Below are 17,822 nucleotides of genomic sequence, written 5' to 3'. Positions count from 1 at the left end.
GCGGCCGTTCTCGTGCGGCGGGGAGCGCTCAGCCCAGCTCGGAGGTGCCCGAGTAGAGGTGCAGGACCGGGACCTGGAGGTCGTCACGGGCGCGGGACGCCCAGTCGCGGTGGAACGTGTCCTCCAGCGCGTGCGGGTACGTGACGACGACGACCTCGCGGGCGCCCTCCGAGGCCACCGCGGCGCGCAGGGCGGGCAGCGGGTCGTCGTCCACCACGGTGCCGCTCGCGTCGACGCCGGCGTCCGCGAACGCGGCCAGGCTCTCGGCGAGCTGCTCGGCCGCGTCGGCCGTGGCCTCGGACGGCCCGGGCTCGCGGCCCAGCACCGTGTCGAGCGCCTCGCGCAGCTCACCCAGGCTGAGCTGGTCGACCAGCGACACGAGCACGTTGCGCTCGGTGTCGGCGGGGACGAGCACGCGGTAGCGCAGCGTCTCGTCGGCGTGCAGGGCGACGATGTGGGCGACGTCGGCCGCGGCCAGGGTGTCCTCCGTGAGGACCAGGATCGTGTCGGTCACGGACCGACCCTAGCGGGCGTCGGCGCTGCTCACGCGGTGGGGCAGCTGCCACCGGCCGAGCAGCATGCCGTCGTGGTGCAGCAGGTGGGCGGCGCGCGCGGGCACCGGTCCGATCCACCCCGCGCCCTGGACGGCGCGCAGCGCGGGACCGCCGACGACCAGCGGGCTGGTGGTCAGGCAGAGCTCGTCGACCAGGTCGGCCTGCACGAGGTCCGTGAGCAGCCGCGGCCCGCCCTCGGCCAGTACGCGGGTCAGCCCGCGCTCCGCCAGGGCGGCCAGCGCGGCGGGCAGGTCGACGGTCGCGCCGCCGGCCACGACCACGCGGTCCTCGCCGAGCTCGGCGCGCAGCTCCGCCAGCCGCGGCGAGGCGCTGGACGTCACCACGTACGGCGGGTGGTCGGTGCCCTGCAGGCCGGGCGGCAGCTCGCCCGACACCGTGACCAGCGCGAGCTCCAGGTCGGGCGCCTGGCCCCGGGCGGCGCGGGCGGCGCGCAGGTCGGCGGGGACGGTCAGCGGCGTGTACCCCTCGGCCCGCGCCGTGCCCGCGCCCACCAGCACCACGTCGGCGACGGCCCGCATGACCCGGAACACCCGCCAGTCCGCGGGCCCGTTGATGCTGCGCGACCGGCCGTCCGGACCCTGGGCGGCACCGTCCAGCGTGGCGATCATGTTCGCGCGCACCACGCTGGTGCGGCCGGCAGGCGGCGCCGGGTGGGCGTACAGGTCGTGCAGGACGGGCTCGCCGGGCTCGGTGGCCAGGGTGACCCCTGCGCGGTCGAGGGGCAGCAGCACGTCCAGGGGCGGGAGCTCGCGGGGCATGCCGGTCAGGCTAGTCGCCCGACCACGCCCCGGGTCGTGCGGGCCACGGGCACGCCACCCGGGGCGGGAGGCCCACCGGCGGACACGCCTCGCCCTCGCGCGCCGCCCGGCCTAGGCTGTTCGGCCGTGACCCCGAGCCCCGCCACGCCGACGACGGCCAGCCTCACCACCCGACGCCCCGAGGTGGCCCCCGACCGGCTGCTCGCCGAGCGCGTCCCGCCGCGGCACTTCGCGGACGAGTCGTTCGACACCTACCGCCCCGACCCGCAGTACCCGAGCCAGGCCGCCGCGGTCGCCCGCCTGCGCGAGGTCGCCGCGGAGCTGGCGCGGCCGGGCTCGGGCGGCGGGCTGCGCTGGTTCCGCCGCAAGCCGGCCCCCGTGCCGGCCGTGTACCTGGACGGCGGCTTCGGCGTCGGCAAGACCCACCTGCTCGCGTCGCTGGCGACGGCGCTCGGACCCGAGGCGTCGGCGTACGGCACCTTCGTCGAGTACACCAACCTGGTCGGCGCCCTCGGGTTCCGGCCGACGGTCGACGCCCTCGCGACGCGCCGGCTGGTCTGCATCGACGAATTCGAGCTGGACGACCCCGGCGACACCGTCCTGATGTCGCGCCTGCTGCGCGAGCTCACCGAGCGCGGCGTGGCGCTCGCGGCCACGTCCAACACGCTGCCCGAGTCCCTGGGCGAGGGCCGGTTCGCCGCCGACGACTTCCTGCGCGAGATCCAGGACCTGTCCGGCCGGTTCGAGGTGCTGCGCATCGACGGCCAGGACTACCGCCGCCGCGAGGCGGTCACCGACGCCCCCGGGCTGGACGACGACGCCGTGCGGGCGGCGGTGTCCGGGGTCGACGGTGCCACGCTCGACGACTTCGGCGGGCTGCTGCAGCACCTGGCCACCGTGCACCCGTCCCGGTACGGCGCGCTGCTGGACGGCGTCGACCTGGTCGGCCTGACCGGCGTCGGCCCGGTGCCGGACCAGGACGTCGCGCTGCGGCTGGTCGTGCTGGTGGACCGGCTGTACGACCGCGACGTGCCGGTGCTGCTGGGCGGCGCGGGGGAGTCGGGGCTGTTCACGGAGCAGATGCTGTCCGGCGGCTACCGCAAGAAGTACTTCCGCGCCCTGAGCCGCCTCGGCGCGCTCGCCGAGCGCGGCCGCGCCGAGGCCACCGCCCGCTGACCCGCCCCGGCCCGCCGCCGAGATAGGGCGACCGCGCCGAGATAGGGCCCGCGTACGCCCTACCTCGGCGCGGGGGCCTATCTCGGCGGGACGGAGACCGGGCTCGCCGCCCGTGCGGTCAGGCGAGGATCGCGACCGAGCGGGGCGGGAGGACGAGGTGCGCCTCGGCGCCGGGGTCGGCCGGGCGGAACTCGGCGGTCGTCCACGCCGCGCGCACCGTCAGGCCCGCGGCGTCCGTGCCCAGGGGCACCGTGCGCTCGGCGTCGGCCAGGTTGACCGCGACCCGCGCCGGGCCGCGGTGCAGCACGAGCCAGTCCGCCCACGGGCCCTCGGCCGGCGCGTCGGGCGCCCACGTCAGGTCGGTCGCCGTGCGGTCGCCCGACGCGAGCGCCGGCACCTCGCGGCGCAGCGCGGTCAGCGTCCGGTACCAGTCGAGCATCCGCGCGGGCCCGGGCTGCTCGGCCTCGGCCCAGTCCAGCCGGCTGGCCTCGAACGTCGCCGGGTCCTGCGGGTCCGGCACGACGAAGGTGTCCTCGTCCGCCCCGTACATCGCCGCCCAGCCGTGCCCGCCGAACTCACGCGCCCGGCCCTCGCGGACCGCCTGCGCCAGCTCGGGCTCCGGGTGGTCCGTGACGTACATCCACGGGGTGCGGGCGGCCCACTCCTCGCCCATGAACAGCATCGGCGTGAACGGCGACAGCAGCACGAGCGCGGCCTCGGCGGCCAGCGCGCCGTCGTCCAGCGCCGCGGACGGGCGGTCGCCGAGCGCGCGGTTGCCCACCTGGTCGTGGTCCTGGCCGAACACGACGAACCGGTGCCCGTCGACCTCCGGCGGGACCGGGGCGCCCCAGTCCTCGTCGCGGAAGGTGGAGTACCCGCCGTCGTGCACGAAGACGTCGCGCATCGCCTTGCGGAGCGTCGACGGGGCGCCGAAGTCGACGTAGTACCCGTGCCGCTCGCCGGTCAGCAGGGCGTGCAGGGCGTGGTGCACGTCGTCGGCCCACTGCGCGGTCATGCCCCAGCCGCCGTCGGCGGTCGGCGTGACGGAGACCGGGTCGTTCAGGTCGACCTCGGCGATGAGCGACAGCGGCCGGCCGACCTCGGCGGACAGCGCCGCCACCTCGTCGGACAGCTGCGCCAGCACGTGCCGCGGCGAGTCGTCGACCAGGGCGTGCACGGCGTCCAGGCGCAGCGCGTCCACGTGGAAGTCGCGCAGCCAGCGCAGCGCGCTGTCGACGATCCACCGGCGCACCTCGTCCGACCCGGGGCCGTCCAGGTTGATGGCCGCGCCCCACGGGGTGTGGTGGGCGTCGGTGAAGTACGGGCCGAACTCGCCCAGGTAGTTGCCGGACGGCCCGAGGTGGTTGTGCACCACGTCGAGGCAGACGGCCAGCCCGGCGGCGTGCGCCGCGTCGACGAACCGCTGCAGGGCGCCCGGGCCGCCGTAGGGCTCGTGCACCCCGTACAGGCTGACGCCGTCGTACCCCCAGCCGTGCTCGCCGTTGAACGGCGCGAGCGGCAGCAGCTCGACCACCTCCACGCCGAGCGCGGCCAGGTGGTCCAGCCGCCCGGTCGCGGCGTCGAGGGTGCCGGCCGGCGTGAACGTGCCGACGTGCAGCTCGTAGACGACCGCGCCGCGCACGTCCCGGCCCGCCCAGCCCGCGTCGGTCCAGCCGAACCGCGAGGCGTCGAACACCCGGCTGGCCCCGTGCACGCCCGCGGGCTGCCACGGGCTGCGGGGGTCGGGCCGCGGGTCCCCGCCGTCCAGCGCGAACGCGTAGTCCGTGCCGTGCGGCAGGTCCTGGTCCGGCGCCCACCAGCCGTCGCCGGCGGGCCGCAGCGCGACCGCGGCCGAGCCGGCGTCGTCCGCGGCGGGCAGGTGCAGGGTCACCGCCTGGGCGCGCGGCGCCCAGACCGAGCCGGGGGTGATCATGCGTCCGTCCTCTTCACGAGCAGGGCCACGGGCAGCCGGTCCAGCAGACCGGCGAGGGGCTGCACGCCGCCGTCGACCCGGCGGTCGGCGAGCACGTCGTGCCACTCGCCCTCGGGCAGCGCCACGGTGTGGTCGCCCCAGCCGCCGAGCCGGTCGACCATCGCCGCGAGCCGGGTGGCCACCACGACCACGCGCGGCTCGCCGTCGCTGCTGCGGGCGTAGGTGAGCACGTGCCCGGACGAGTGCGGCAGCGCCACGACGCCCGCACCGGTGCCGACGAAGGCCTCGGGCAGGTCCCGGCGCAGCCGCAGCGCCCGCGAGGTGACCAGCAGCTTCTCGTCGGCGAGGTCGCGCGGGCCGGCGCCCTCGTCCAGGCGGTCGAGCCGGGCGGCGAGCGCCGCGGTGTCGACCGGGCGCCGGTTGTCCGGGTCCACCAGCGCGACCGCGGGCACCTCGGTGCCCTGGTACACGTCGGCGATGCCCGGCAGCGTCAGCTGCACGAGCTTCTGCCCGAGCGTCGCGGCGCGCACGGCGTGCCGGGTCCGGTGCTCCCAGTCGGCGAACAGCTCGCCGACGCGCTCGGAGGCCAGTGCCTGCGTGGCGAAGTCGAGCACGGCCCGCTCGTACGCCTCGTCCGGCGCGGTCCACGACGTGCGGGCCTTGGCCTCGCGCACCGCCTTGGTCAGGTACTCGGTGAGCCGCTCGGCCGCGATCGGCCCGTCCGCGGTCCAGGTGCCCGCGAGGGTCTGCCACACCAGGTTCTCGGCGCGGCCGTCCAGCAGGCTGCTGCGGTACGGCGCGGACGCCGCGCGCAGCCGCTCCACGAGGTCCGCCCACTCGACCGGCAGCTCGGACAGCACGCCGAGCCGGGCCCGGACGTCCTCGCTGCGCTTGGTGTCGTGCGTCGAGAGCGTGGTCATGCCCAGCGGCGTCTGCTGCTGCGCGCGGACCGCCCACGCCAGCAGCTCGGTGGGGGACAGGGCGAACCGCTCGGGCTCGCCGCCGACCTCCGTCAGGCTCACCAGGTGCGTCCACCGGTAGAACGCGGTGTCCTCGACGCCCTTGGCCATCACGGCGCCGCAGGTCTGCTGGAACCGGACGACCAGCTCGTCGCGCCGGGCGTCGCGGGTGCGGCCGGCGCTGCCGACCTCGCGCCCGAGCAGCAGGTCCACCAGCACGTCCATCGTCTCGGCGCGCTCGGGCGTCAGCCGCTCCCGCGCGATCCGGGCGGCGTGCTCGAGCACCTCGATGTCCGCCGGGTGCGGCGTCTCGCCCGGCACCACGTAGGCCCGGTACCGGTCCATCGCCACCAGCAGCTCGACGAGGCAGTCGTGCAGCGACCGCCAGGTGTGGTCGCGCAGCCGGAGGTCGTCGCGGCACACCTCGGCGGCGAGCTGCGTGAGGCGGTACACCTCGGCGTACAGCGCCCGGTCGACGATCTCGCGCTTGGCGGTGTCGACCAGCTCGGGCAGCGCGTCGGACGACTCGCCGGTCAGCCGGTGCATGAGCGCGCCGAGCCGGGCGCTGCCGCCGGGGTCGACGAACGTCTGCTGGATCCGCCACAGCGCCTCGTAGCCCGTGGTGCCGGCGGTGTCCCAGTCGGCGGGCAGCTCCTCGTCGCCCTGCAGGATCTTCTCCACCACGACCCAGGCCCCGTCGGACTGCTCCCGCAGCCGCTCCAGGTAGCCGCCGGGGTCGGCGAGGCCGTCCGGGTGGTCGATCCGCAGGCCGTCCAGCACGCCCTCGTGCAGCAGGCGCAGCACCAGGGCGTGCGTGGCGTCGAACACCTCCGGGTCCTCGACCCTGATGGCCGCGAGCGTGCCGACGTCGAAGAACCGCCGGTAGTTCAGCTCCTCGTCCGCCACCCGCCAGTACGCGAGCCGGTAGTGCTGGCGCTCCAGCAGCTCGGCCAGCGGCAGCGCCTCGGTGCCCGGCCGGACCGGGAACGCGTGGTCGTAGTACCGCAGCACGGGCTGCGGCTCGTCGCCCTGCCCGGGGACGACCTCGTGCTCCAGGTGCAGCTCGCCGGACGCGAGCACGGAGCCGATGCGGTCCCCCAGCACGGGCATGAGCACGTCGCCCGCACCGGCGGACCAGTCGACGTCGAACCAGGACGCGTACGGCGACTCCGGGCCCTCGGCCAGCACCGACCACAGCGCCTTGTTGTGCCAGGCGGGCGTCGGCACGGCCATGTGGTTCGGCACGATGTCGAGCACCAGGCCGAGGCCGGCGGCGTGCGCCGCATCGGCCAGCCGGCGCAGCGCCGGCTCGCCGCCGAGCACGGGGGAGACCTCGTCGTGGTCCACGACGTCGTAGCCGTGCGTGGAGCCCGGCGCGGCGGTGAGGATCGGCGACAGGTACACGTGCGTGACCCCGAGCGACGCCAGGTAGGGCACCCGCTCCGCGACGTCGTCGAGCGTCAGGTCCGCACCGAGCTGCACCCGGTAGGTCGAGGTCGGCACGGGGCGGCCGGGCGCGGGCAGCCGCCGGGTCGGGGTCCGTGCCTCCTGGCCGCGGTCCACGCTCACCGGCCGGACCGGGGCTCGGGGACGGGGGAGGAGCCCAGGGTCGAGCCCTCGCGCTCCGGGTTCGGCGCAGCCTGCCGCTCCGGGTCCGCGGGCGCCTGCGTGACCGGGTCGATCGGCTGTGCCGGCGGGCGCATGAGGACGACGGTGGACCGGTGCTCCAGGGGGACCTGCGCGCCGTGCTTCAGCTGGTCGCCGACGTCGAACTGGTGGTCGGTGTCCAGCGCGACGGTCCAGGTCTCGCCGTACTCGGCGTCCGGCAGCGTGAACGTCGTCGGCTCGGGCTGGGCGTTGAACAGCACGAGGAACGAGTCGTCGACGATCTCCTCGCCGCGCAGGTCCGGCTCCGCGATCGCGTCGCCGTTGAGGAACACCATGACCGCGCGCGCGAACTCCTCCTGCCACTGGGCGTCGGACATGTGCGCGCCGTCGGGGGTCAGCCAGGCGATGTCCCGCAGGTCCGACTCGCCGCCGCGCTCGGGTGCCCCGGCGAAGAACCGGCGCCGGCGGAACACGGGGTGGTCCCGCCGCAGGTGCACGACGCGGCGGGCGAAGTCGAGCAGCCCGGTGCGCTCGTCGTCCAGCTCCCAGTCCACCCAGGACAGCTCGTCGTCCTGGCAGTACACGTTGTTGTTGCCCTGCTGGGTGCGGCCGAGCTCGTCGCCGTGCGCGATCATCGGCACGCCCTGCGAGAGCAGCAGGGTGGTGAGGAAGTTCCGCTGCTGGCGGCCTCGCAGGTCGCGGATCTCCGGGTCGTCCGTCGGGCCCTCGACGCCGGAGTTCCAGGACCGGTTGTGGCTCTCGCCGTCCCGGTTGCCCTCGCCGTTCGCCTCGTTGTGCTTCTCGTTGTACGACACGAGGTCGGCCAGCGTGAAGCCGTCGTGCGCGGTCACGAAGTTGACGCTCGCGATCGGCCGGCGCCCGCTGTGCTCGTACAGGTCGGAGGAGCCCGACAGGCGGGACGCGAACTCGGCGAGCGTGGAGGGCTCGCCGCGCCAGAAGTCGCGCACGGTGTCGCGGTACTGGCCGTTCCACTCCGACCACAGGGGCGGGAACCCGCCGACCTGGTAGCCGCCGTCGCCCAGGTCCCAGGGCTCGGCGATGAGCTTGACCTGGCTGATGATCGGGTCCTGCTGCACCAGGTCGAAGAACGCCGACAGCCGGTCGACCTCGTGGAACTGGCGGGCCAGGGTGGCCGCGAGGTCGAACCGGAAGCCGTCGACGTGCATGTCCTGCACCCAGTACCGCAGCGAGTCCATGATCAGCTGCAGCACGTGCGGCGAGCGCATGAGCAGCGAGTTGCCCGTGCCGGTGGTGTCGAAGTAGTGCGCCTTGTCGTCGTCGACCAGCCGGTAGTACGAGGCGTTGTCGATGCCGCGGAAGCTCAGCGTCGGGCCCAGGTGGTTGCCCTCGGCGGTGTGGTTGTAGACCACGTCGAGGATGACCTCGATGTCGGCGGCGTGCAGGGCCTTGACCATGCCCTTGAACTCCTGCACCTGCTGGCCGGTGGTGCCGTAGGCGGCGTAGGCGTTGTGCGGCGCGAAGAAGCCGATCGTGTTGTAGCCCCAGTAGTTGGACAGCCCGCGGTCCTGCAGCGACGGGTCGTTGACGAACTGGTGCACGGGCATCAGCTCGACGGCGGTGACGCCCAGGCTGGTGAGGTGCTCGATGACCGCAGGGTGCGCGAGGGCCGCGTAGGTGCCGCGCTGCTCCTCCGGGACGGCGGGGTGCAGCCGGGTGAGGCCGCGGACGTGCGCCTCGTAGATGACCGAGTCGTGGTACTCGCGCTGCGGCGGGCGGTCGTGGCCCCAGTCGAAGTACGGGTTCACCACGACGGAGGTCATGGTGTGGCCGGCCGAGTCCTCGGTGTTGCGCTCGTCCTCGGCGCCGAAGGTGTACGAGTACAGCGACGGGTCGTTGTCGATCTGCCCGTCGATGGCCTTGGCGTACGGGTCCAGCAGCAGCTTGGACGGGTCGCAGCGGTGCCCCTGCTCGGGGTCGTACGGCCCGTGGACGCGGAAGCCGTAGCGCTGGCCGGGCTGCATGCCCGGCAGGTAGCCGTGCCAGACGAACGCGTCCATCTCGGGCAGGTCGACCCGCGTCTCGTTGCCCGCCTCGTCGAACAGGCAGAGCTCCACCCGCTCGGCGACACCCGAGAACAGCGCGAAGTTCGTGCCGCTGCCGTCGTAGGTGGCACCCAGGGGGTAGGGGCGTCCGGGCCAGATCCTCATGCGCGTCAGTCCTCCGGGAACGGTCGGTGACCGGGTGGGGGGTGCAGGGACGCGGTACGTCCCTGCGCACAGCGTGCCAGGGGTACCCCCAGGTCCGCCTGACGAACGGACGGCTGCGGCCGGTGACCCGCGTCGCACCCGGTCTCCCACCAGGGCCGTCCGGGTGGTGCGGGGGGATGCCACCGGTGTAGTTCACCCGCCGCAGGGGCCCCGTTCACCCAGCCGGACTATCGCATAACGGGCAAAACGGACGCATGCTTCCAGGTATGGCGGACGAGGACGAGGCGCGGGTGGTCATCACCAACGCGGACATCGCGGCAGCGAAGCGCGACTGGCAGCTCGCCCGGACCCGCGGCGAGCTGCCGACGCGCGTCGACGCCGCCTACGACGTCTACCGCCGGCTCGTCTCGGCGCAGGCCCAGCAGATCGCCGACACCTTCCGCGAGGGCGGGGTGCTGCGGGCGGACCAGGGCTGAGCCGCTACCGGACGTCCGACGTGGTCAGCAGCACGCCCCGCGCGGCCAGCCGGGTCAGGGCGTCGATGGTGGTGCGCACGCCGACGCCGGCGGTCAGGTCCGTCAGCACCCGCACGTCGAACCCGGCCTCGAGCGCGTCGAGCGCGGTCGCCGTCACGCAGTGGTCGGTCGCCAGGCCCACGACGTCGACGCCGTCCACGTGCCGCGCGCGCAGGGCGTCGGCCAGCCCCGCAGGCGCCGCGTCGGCCTGCGCCCCGGTCTCCGCCGGCGTCACCTGGCCTGCGAACCCGGAGTAGTCCTGGCGCCCCTGCCCCTTGCGCACGTGCACGGTGCCCGCGGGCAGCCGCAGGGCCGGGTGGTACGCCGCGCCGGCGGTGTCCCGGACGCAGTGCTCGGGCCAGGTGCGCACGTAGTCCGGCTCCGCCCCGACCGCGAAGTGCCCCGCGTTGTCGTGCGGGAGCGGCTCGTGCCAGTCCGCGGTCGCCACGACCACGTCGTAGGCGTCGCCCGCGCGGGCGATCAGCTCGGACACCTGCGCCGCCACCGCCGCGCCGCCCGCGACGGCCAGCGCGCCGCCCTCGCAGAAGTCGTTCTGCACGTCCACCACGACCAGCGCCCGGCCCACCGTCGGCTCCTCCCGCGGGCGCGCACCGTGCGGCCCGACCAGGCCCACTCTACGAACCGCGGGGCTCAGGCGGGACGGTGCGCGACCACCGCGGTCCCGTCCAGGTCGTCGTCGTGCACCACGCGGACCACCAGGCCCTGCCCCTCGCACGCCGCGGCGGTGGCTCCCGCCTGCCGCACGCTGGTCTCGATCAGCAGGTGACCGCCGGGTGCCAGCCAGCGGGGTGCGGCCGCCGCGACCCGCCGGTGCAGGTCCACCCCGTCCGCGCCGCCGTCGAGCGCGGACCGCGGCTCGTGGTCGCGCGCCTCGGTGGGCATGTGCGCGATCTCGGCGGTCGGCACGTAGGGCGCGTTCGCCACCAGCACGTCGACCCGGCCCGCCAGCCCCGCCGGCAGCGGCGCGTCCAGGTCGCCCCGCAGCACCGTGCCCAGCGCGCCGACGTTGCGCCGGGCGCAGGCCACCGCGGCGGGCTCGACGTCCACCGCCCAGAGCGCGGTGCCGGGCCGCTCGGTCACCAGCGCCAGGCCGACCGCCCCGGTGCCGCAGCACAGGTCGACGACCGTCCCGCCCGCGGGCAGCACCGCGAGCGCCTCCTGCACGAGCAGCCCGGTGCGGGCCCGGGGAACGAACACCCCCGGCTCGACGGCGACCCGCAGCCCGCCGAACTGCGCCCAGCCGACCACCTGCTCCAGCGGCTCCCCGGCCACCCGGCGCTCCGCCATCGCGGCCAGCGACGCCGGGTCGGACGCCTCGGCGGCGAGCAGCGCGGCCTCGTCCTCGGCGAACACGCAGCCGGCGGCTCGCAGCCGGCAGACGAGCGCGGCGAGGGCGGCGGGGTCCAGGACGACGGGCACGGCCCGGAATCTACGCCGCCGCGTCGCTCACAGGAGCGTCCCGGCCGTCGATAGGGCGGGTGAGCGCAGGGGAAACGCCACCGGAGAGGGGAAGCCCGCCGTGCCGGAACGGGTCGTGCGACTGGCCGAGGAGGTCGGGCGCGTCACGGGCGAGAAGCTGCAGGGCATCGAGCAGGTCGCCCGCAGCACCAAGATGCTCGCGCTGAACGCGCTGATCGAGTCGGCGCGCGTCGGGGACGCCGGTGCCGGCTTCGCGGTCGTGGCCCGCGAGGTGGGCGAGATCGCCGACCGCGCGCGGGGCCTGTCGGAGGAGCTGTCCTCCGAGCTGCAGCCGCGGATCGCCGAGCTGACCGAGCTCGGTCACCAGCTGGTGGGGCGCGTGCGCGGCCAGCGCCTGGCGGACCTGGCGCTGAACGTGATCGAGCTGATGGACCGCAACCTGTACGAGCGGTCCTGCGACGTCCGGTGGTGGGCGACCGACGCCGCGCTGGTCGACGCGCTGACCGCGGGCGACGCGGCGGCCGTGCAGCACGCCGGGGGCCGGCTCGCGACGATCCTGCGCAGCTACACCGTGTACCTGGACCTGTGGCTGGCCGACGCCGACGGCCGGGTCGTCGCCCGGGCGGCGTCGGGCCGCGGCGGTGCGGCCGTGGTCGGCGCGGACGTGCGGGACCAGCCCTGGTTCCGCGCGGCGATGGCCACCCGCACCGGTGACGACTACGCCGCGCTCGACGTCGCCCGGGACCCGCTGCTCGGTGCGCCGACCGCGACCTACGCCACCGCGGTGCGCGAGGGCGGCCGGCCCGACGGGCGGCCGGTCGGCGCGCTCGGCGTGTTCTTCGACTGGGAGCGGCAGGCGCAGGCCATCGTCGACGGCGTGCGGCTGGAGCCCGCCGAGCGCGAGCGGACCCGGGTGCTGGTCCTCGACCGGGCGGGCCTGGTGCTCGCCGCGTCCGACCGCACCGGCGTGCTCACCGAGCGGGTCGCGCTGCGCACGGGGGACCAGGCGACCGGGTCGTACGTCGACGAGGACCGCACCGTCGGGTTCGCGGCGACACCGGGGTACGAGACGTACGAGGGGCTGGGTTGGTACGGGGCGCTGGTGCAGCAGGCCTGACCGGTGCCGGGTGCCGGACCGTCGACGTCAGGCGCCGTCCTTCGTGACGAGCCGCTGGAGCAGCTGCAGCAGCGGCTTGGCGGCCTTGTTGGCCTGCTCGAGCACGTCGGCTCGCCACAGCGGCCGGAGCGTCCGCTGGTTGCGGATCTGCTGCTCCTTCAGCAGGGCGAGCGTCTCCCTCATCTGGGCGCGGTCGTCGTCGGTGAACATGTCGTCCTCCTCCGTGGGGGTGGATGGGCCGGAGCCCGTGCCGGGACCGGCGGTCGGGGCGCCGAGCTCGGCGCCGCGTGCACCCAGGAAGGGCGCGGGGTCGACGTTCACGCCGTCGACGAGGATCTCGAAGTGCAGGTGCGCCGCGGTGGTCCCCGACGCGCCGGAGTGGCCGACGCACTGCCCGACCAGCACGTGCTGACCGACCTCGACCGCCATCTCCTCGCGGAACATGTGGATGTACCGCGTGCGCACCTGCCGACCGTCTTCGTCCGCGTGGCGGATGTCGAGCACCCACGCCCCGCGTTCCGTCTGCCAGATCTTGCGGACCACGCCGTCCTGGGCGGCGAAGACCATGGTGCGTCGGGTCCCGAGGTCGGCTCCCGCGTGGAAGTTGCCCACCGCGCCCTCGAGGACGCGCGGGCCGAAGGGTGACGTGATCCGGCCGAGGCCGGGACTCTGCCACAGCACCTGGCACCTCCCGAGGACAGACCGCACACCGCCGGCGGACGAGGTGCCGTCGGCGGGCCGTACAGGTCGAGTGTCCACGCACGGGTCTCAGGTGGGCCGCACGGCGGGGCAGGTCCGGGCCGGTAACCTGGTCCGCGCCGCCCCGGTAGCCCAACGGCAGAGGCAATCGGCTCAAACCCGATCCAGTGTGGGTTCGAATCCCACCCGGGGCACCCAGACCCAGCCGACTTGTCAGGTGCGCGAGCCGGTACCGTGCCGCCGGAGCGCGACCTCCAGCCAGCCCGCCAGCTCGTCGTCCGTGGCGAGGCCGTCGGGCGCGACCGTGAGCCACCGTGCCCCCATCGGACGGCCGACGCCGCCCATGGACGCGGGCTCGGCTCCGCGCCGTGCCAGCAGCGACTCCCGCTCGGCCGGGTCGATCCGCACCAGCAGGTCGCCGTCCCGGCCGGCGGACACGAGCATCGACCCGTCCAGCATCACCGCGCGGCCGCCGAACATCGCGACCTCCCGGACGACCGACCCGGCGGGGAGCGCCGTCAGGATGCGATCGACGAGCACCCGTTGCGCCGGGTGCTGCGGGGCGCGGCTGCTGGGCATCGCGGCTCCGTCCCTCGTCGGCCTCGATCGGGTCGCCCCCACGATCCCGCCCCGCACGGGGGCGCTGTCAAGAAGCGCTCAGCCGGTCCCGCCGCCCGAGCAGGAACGCCCGCTCCGCGGCGTTCCCCGTGCGCTCGGCGGCCGCGGTGTACGCCGCCGCCGCCTCCGCGTCCCGTCCGAGCCGGCGCAGCAGGTCCGCCCGGACGGCGTGCAGCACGTGCAGCCGGTCCAGGTCGAGCGCGTCCACGACCGGCAGCGCCGCGGCGGGGCCCTCCACCTCCGCGAGCGCCACCGCGCGGTTGAGCGCGACGACGGGGGAGGGGGCGACCGCCAGCAGGTGGTCGTAGAGGGCCAGCACCTGCGCCCAGTCCGTGTCCCGGGCGTGGGCGGCCGTGCTGTGCACCGCCGCGACGGCGGCCTGCAGCTGGTACGGCCCGGGCCGGTCACGGCGGAGGCAGTCGCGCACGAGCGCCCGGCCCTCGTCGGCCAGCGCGACGTCCCACAGCGAGCGGTCCTGCTCGTCGAGCGGCACCAGGTCCCCGCTCGGGGTCGTCCGGGCGGGGCGGCGCGCCTGCGTGAGCAGCATGAGGGCCAGCAGACCCCGGACCTCGGGCTCGTCGGGCATCAGCTCCAGCAGCACCCGACCCAGCCGGACCGCCTCGGCGCACAGGTCGTCGCGCCCGAGGCCGTCGCCGCCGGACGCGGTGTACCCCTCGGAGAACACCAGGTAGACGACGGCGAGCACCGCGCGGACCCGGTCCGGCAGCTCGGCGCCGTCCGGCACCCGGTACGGGATGCGCGCGTCGCGGATCTTGCCCTTGGCGCGCACCAGGCGCTGCGCCATCGTCGCCTCCGGGACGAGGAACGCGCGAGCGATCTCGGCGGTGGTCAGCCCGCCGAGCAGGCGCAGCGTCAGCGCCACCTGGGCGGACGGGGCCAGTGCCGGGTGGCAGCAGGTGAAGAGCAGGCGCAGCCGGTCGTCCTGCACGGCGTCGGCGGTGGCGACGGCGTCCACCTCCTGAGGGGACGGCTCGCGCAGCAGCGCGGCCTCGCGGTGCCGGCCGCGCCCGACCGCCTCGCGCCGGAGGCGGTCGAGCGCCCGGCGGCGGGCGGTCGTGACGATCCAGCCCGCCGGGTCCGGGGGGAGCCCGTCCGCCGGCCAGCGCCGCAGCGCGTCGACGAACGCGTCCTGCACCGCCTCCTCGGCGAGGTCGAGGTCGCCGTAGGCGCGGGCCAGGGTAGCGACGGCGCGCCCGTGCACGGCACGGAACACCGCGTCGACCTCGGCGGGCGAGGCTCCCCCCACGCCGGCTCAGCCCTGGCCGTCGTGCCGGAACGGCCGGACCTCGACCGGCAGGCCCACGGCCTCGGCGAGCCGGCGGCCCCAGTCCAGGGCGCCGTCGAGGTCGTCGCTCTGGATGACCGTGAACCCGCCCAGGTGCTCCTTGCCCTCCAGGTACGGCCCGTCGGTCAAGAGCACCTGCTCGCCCTGCGGACGCAGGACCGTGGACGCGGTGGGCTGGTGCAGGCCGCCGGCGAACAGCCAGACCCCGGCGGCGCGCATCTCCTGGTCGAGCGCGCCGACGCGCTCCATCACCGGCTGCAGGAGCTCGGGCGGGGGCGGGGGACCGACGGGCTCCCACAGGTTGAGGACGTACTGCTGCATGGCACACCTCCGTGGTGCTGGCGCCGACCCCGGTGGCCGGTGCTCACCCTCTGCACGAACGATGCGCCGCCGGATCGACACCACGGAAGAGGTCCGGCCGGACCGGGACGCCGCGGGCGCTCTCCACCTCGGCGCGCCGCCGTCCGGTTCGCACCGGTTCACCCCGGTCAGCAGGGAAATCACCCGGTTCGCCGACGACGTCGCCCCGCGGCACGCCGCAGGATGGACGTCGCATCAGGTAGCGGTGCGCCCGGGCACCGACCGCCCGGAGACCGGGGGCGTGCGTGCGCCGTCGACCCGACGGCCAGGAAGAGCGGATGCCGACCAGCCCCACCCCGCGTCCCACGGCCGGCCGCCGTGCCCCCGTCGTCCCCGCCCTGCTGGCCGGTGCGGCGGGCGTGCTCGTGCTGGCGCTCGCGGCCCGCGGGGCGGTCGCCACCTGGGCCGTGACCCTGGCCGCCGTGGCGAGCGCGCTCGCGGGGCGGCTGCTGCGCCGGTCCAGCGGGTCCGGCCGGCCGGACCAGGACGACCGGGTGACGTGGCGCTGGGCCGGGACGGCGGCGTCCGCGCTCGCCGTCGGCCTGGCGGCGGAGGCGGCGCTCGCGGCCGGCGGCGGCCCGCGCGGTGCGGCGTTCACGGCGGGCGCGTGCGTCGCCGCCGCGGCGCTCTACCACGGCCTGGTGCACTGGAACCGGATCCGGACGGCGATCTCGGACCCGGGGGACTGGCTCAACGGCGTCAGCGCCTCGGCCGCGATCCTGGCGCTCGGCAACCTGCTGGTGCGCGACGAGGCGGGCACCGCGGCGTGGTGGTCCGTGCAGCTCGGTCTGCTGCGCCTGGCGGTGCTGCTCGTGGCGCTCGGCACGGCGGGGACGGTGCTGACCATCGCGGGCCTGCGGCGGGACCGGCGCGCCTGGGCGCTCGCGGCCGGCGTCGCCGCGGTCGCGGCGGTCGAGGGCGCGGCCCTGCTGCTGCCCGCCACGGCGGCGCCGCGGGCGGTGGTGCCGGCGTCGTGGGCGGCCCTGGTGCTGCTGATCGCCGCGCTCCGGTTCAGCCGGCCCGGGGCCCTGCCCCCTCAGGACGCGTCGTCGCAGACCACGACCGTCGGCGCCGTCGTCGTGATGGTGGCGGGCGTGGGGATCCTCGTGGGCGACGCCGTGCGGCCGGGGGACCAGCCCGTGTCGTCGCTGCTCGCCGCCGTCGCGGCCGTCGGCGGCGGGTTCCGGGTGGTGCGGATGGTGGCCGAGCTCGCGCAGCTGGCGTCCGTGCGGCAGGAGGCGCGCACCGACCCGCTCACCGGCGTCGCGAACCGCCGGGCCCTGGTGGAGCGGGTCGACGCCGTCTCCACCTCCCCGCGCGGCGCGCTGCTGGTCGTCGACCTCGACCGGTTCAAGGAGGTCAACGACCGGTACGGCCACGCCGTCGGGGACCGCGTCATCCGCACGGTGGCCGGCCGGCTGGCCGAGGCGCTGGAACCGCACGGGCTGCTGGCGCGGCTCGGCGGGGACGAGTTCGCGGCCGTCGTCGACGACGCGCACCCCGACGACGCCGTGGCGCTGGCCCACCGGCTGCTCGCCGCGGTCGAGCGCCCGGTGCGCGCGGAAGGGCACGAGTTCCGGCTCGAGGCCAGCGTCGGCGTCGCCAGCACGGCGCTCGGCGCCCGTGCACCGGGCGAGCTCATGCGGCGCGCCGACGCGGCGATGTACGACGCCAAGCAGGCAGGCGGCGGCGTCCGCCTGTACGACGAGGAGGCGCACGCGCGGGCGCACGCCGAGCGGGAGCTGCGGGACGCGCTCGCGGTCGCGCTCGACCCCGACGGCGGCGACCGGTGCGGCCGGGTGGTGGTGCACCTGCAGCCCCAGGTCGACCTCGCGGACGGGCAGGTGGTCGGCGCCGAGGCGCTGGTGCGCTGGGAGCACCCGGAGCGCGGGCTGCTCCCGCCGGGGGAGTTCCTCGACCTCGCCGAGGAGCACGGGCTGATGACGCCGCTGACCCGCCAGGTGCTCGACCTGGCCACCCGGGAGGCGGCCGCGTGGGACCGCGACGGGCACGCGCTGCCCGTGGCGGTGAACCTGTCCACGTCGTGCCTGGAGGACCCCGCGCTGCCCGACCTCGTGGACGCCGCCCTGCGCCGGGCCGGGCTGCCGCCCGAGCGCCTCGTCGTCGAGATCACCGAGACCAGCCTGATGCACGACCCGGAGCTCGCGGTCGACGTGACCCGGCGGCTCGCCGACCGGGGGATCGGCATCAGCATCGACGACTACGGCACCGGCTACTCGTCCCTGGCCTACCTCAACGACCTCCCCGCGGCCGAGCTCAAGCTGGACCGGTCGTTCACGGCACGCGTGCTCGCGGACGACCGCACCCGCGCCATCGTGTCGGGGACGATCGACCTGGCCCACCACCTCGGCCTGCGGCTGATCGCGGAGGGGGTGGAGGACGCCCGGACGCACGCGCTGCTGCGCGAGCTCGGCTGCGACCGGGTGCAGGGGTACCTGCACGGGCGCCCCGTGCCGGCGGCGGAGTTCCGCGGCTGGCTCGCCGCGCGGGACCGGGGCGGACGGGTCCCGGTGGGCTGATCCGCGCGTCCGGATGGCGCGGGGGACGA

15 protein-coding genes and 1 tRNA gene are annotated in these 17,822 nt (G+C 75.9%); 5 read left to right on the top strand and 11 right to left on the bottom strand.

Annotated features, from left to right (window positions below):
• Nucleotides 1-28 precede the first annotated feature (28 nt).
• The gene (locus AC1050_RS03220) at nucleotides 29-514 is read right to left on the bottom strand and encodes a hypothetical protein (RefSeq protein ID WP_482385933.1); all 486 of its coding nucleotides are present in this window, start codon (nucleotides 512-514) and stop codon (nucleotides 29-31) included.
• Nucleotides 515-523: 9 nt separating this feature from the next.
• Nucleotides 524-1,333 (bottom strand): dihydrofolate reductase family protein, encoded by an 810-nt coding sequence (locus AC1050_RS03215; RefSeq protein ID WP_482385932.1) that lies wholly within the window; start codon nucleotides 1,331-1,333, stop codon nucleotides 524-526.
• Nucleotides 1,334-1,459: 126 nt separating this feature from the next.
• Here AC1050_RS03215 and zapE point away from each other — a divergent pair, with 126 nt between their 5' ends.
• On the top strand, nucleotides 1,460-2,509 hold the full coding sequence (gene zapE, locus AC1050_RS03210) for a cell division protein ZapE (protein ID WP_482385931.1): 1,050 nt from the start codon (nucleotides 1,460-1,462) through the stop codon (nucleotides 2,507-2,509).
• Between the two features lie 118 nt (nucleotides 2,510-2,627).
• Here the strand turns inward: zapE and treZ are convergent, their stop codons facing one another.
• From treZ to glgX, 3 genes are read right to left on the bottom strand one after another with little or no spacing between them, the layout of a single operon-like run.
• Nucleotides 2,628-4,442: a malto-oligosyltrehalose trehalohydrolase gene (gene treZ, locus AC1050_RS03205; RefSeq protein WP_482385930.1), complete on the bottom strand. Its 1,815-nt coding sequence runs from the start codon at nucleotides 4,440-4,442 to the stop codon at nucleotides 2,628-2,630.
• Nucleotides 4,439-6,970 (bottom strand): malto-oligosyltrehalose synthase, encoded by a 2,532-nt coding sequence (treY, locus tag AC1050_RS03200; protein WP_482385929.1) that lies wholly within the window; start codon nucleotides 6,968-6,970, stop codon nucleotides 4,439-4,441. The genes treZ and treY overlap by 4 nt, the downstream gene beginning before the upstream one ends.
• A complete protein-coding gene (gene glgX / locus AC1050_RS03195) occupies nucleotides 6,967-9,198 on the bottom strand; it encodes a glycogen debranching protein GlgX (RefSeq protein WP_482385928.1) in 2,232 nt (743 codons plus the stop codon). Before glgX ends, treY begins: the two co-directional genes overlap by 4 nt.
• Nucleotides 9,199-9,464: 266 nt before the next feature.
• On the opposite strand from glgX, the gene AC1050_RS03190 reads away from it, so the two are divergent.
• Nucleotides 9,465-9,674: a hypothetical protein gene (locus AC1050_RS03190; protein ID WP_482385927.1), complete on the top strand. Its 210-nt coding sequence runs from the start codon at nucleotides 9,465-9,467 to the stop codon at nucleotides 9,672-9,674.
• Nucleotides 9,675-9,678: 4 nt separating this feature from the next.
• Here AC1050_RS03190 and AC1050_RS03185 read toward each other — a convergent pair whose 3' ends face one another.
• Nucleotides 9,679-10,299, bottom strand: coding sequence for an isochorismatase family protein (locus AC1050_RS03185; protein WP_482385926.1), 621 nt, complete (start codon nucleotides 10,297-10,299; stop codon nucleotides 9,679-9,681).
• Between the two features lie 65 nt (nucleotides 10,300-10,364).
• A complete protein-coding gene (locus AC1050_RS03180; protein WP_482385925.1) occupies nucleotides 10,365-11,153 on the bottom strand; it encodes a putative protein N(5)-glutamine methyltransferase in 789 nt (262 codons plus the stop codon).
• 115 nt (nucleotides 11,154-11,268) lie between these two features.
• Here AC1050_RS03180 and AC1050_RS03175 point away from each other — a divergent pair, with 115 nt between their 5' ends.
• Nucleotides 11,269-12,270, top strand: a complete 1,002-nt coding sequence (locus AC1050_RS03175) for a cache domain-containing protein (protein WP_482385924.1) — start codon at nucleotides 11,269-11,271, stop codon at nucleotides 12,268-12,270.
• Between the two features lie 27 nt (nucleotides 12,271-12,297).
• Here AC1050_RS03175 and AC1050_RS03170 read toward each other — a convergent pair whose 3' ends face one another.
• On the bottom strand, nucleotides 12,298-12,951 hold the full coding sequence (locus AC1050_RS03170) for a M23 family metallopeptidase (protein WP_482385923.1): 654 nt from the start codon (nucleotides 12,949-12,951) through the stop codon (nucleotides 12,298-12,300).
• Between the two features lie 139 nt (nucleotides 12,952-13,090).
• Between AC1050_RS03170 and AC1050_RS03165 the strand changes: the two genes are divergently transcribed.
• Nucleotides 13,091-13,163, top strand: a tRNA-Leu gene (locus AC1050_RS03165).
• 19 nt (nucleotides 13,164-13,182) lie between these two features.
• Here the strand turns inward: AC1050_RS03165 and AC1050_RS03160 are convergent.
• The 3 genes from AC1050_RS03160 to AC1050_RS03150 form a co-directional block, all read right to left on the bottom strand.
• Nucleotides 13,183-13,548: a TfoX/Sxy family protein gene (locus AC1050_RS03160; RefSeq protein WP_482385922.1), complete on the bottom strand. Its 366-nt coding sequence runs from the start codon at nucleotides 13,546-13,548 to the stop codon at nucleotides 13,183-13,185.
• A gap of 67 nt (nucleotides 13,549-13,615) precedes the next feature.
• The gene (locus AC1050_RS03155) at nucleotides 13,616-14,854 is read right to left on the bottom strand and encodes an RNA polymerase sigma factor (protein WP_482385921.1); all 1,239 of its coding nucleotides are present in this window, start codon (nucleotides 14,852-14,854) and stop codon (nucleotides 13,616-13,618) included.
• A 6-nt stretch (nucleotides 14,855-14,860) separates the two neighbouring features.
• A complete protein-coding gene (locus AC1050_RS03150) occupies nucleotides 14,861-15,214 on the bottom strand; it encodes a YciI family protein (RefSeq protein WP_482385920.1) in 354 nt (117 codons plus the stop codon).
• Between the two features lie 317 nt (nucleotides 15,215-15,531).
• Between AC1050_RS03150 and AC1050_RS03145 the strand changes: the two genes are divergently transcribed.
• Nucleotides 15,532-17,793: a putative bifunctional diguanylate cyclase/phosphodiesterase gene (locus tag AC1050_RS03145; protein ID WP_482385919.1), complete on the top strand. Its 2,262-nt coding sequence runs from the start codon at nucleotides 15,532-15,534 to the stop codon at nucleotides 17,791-17,793.
• Nucleotides 17,794-17,822 lie beyond the last annotated feature (29 nt).

This window comes from Cellulomonas sp. NEAU-ZC6 (genome assembly GCF_056844425.1).
Note: the sequence above shows the minus strand (reverse complement) of the source record. Positions and strands in the feature narration are given on the sequence as shown.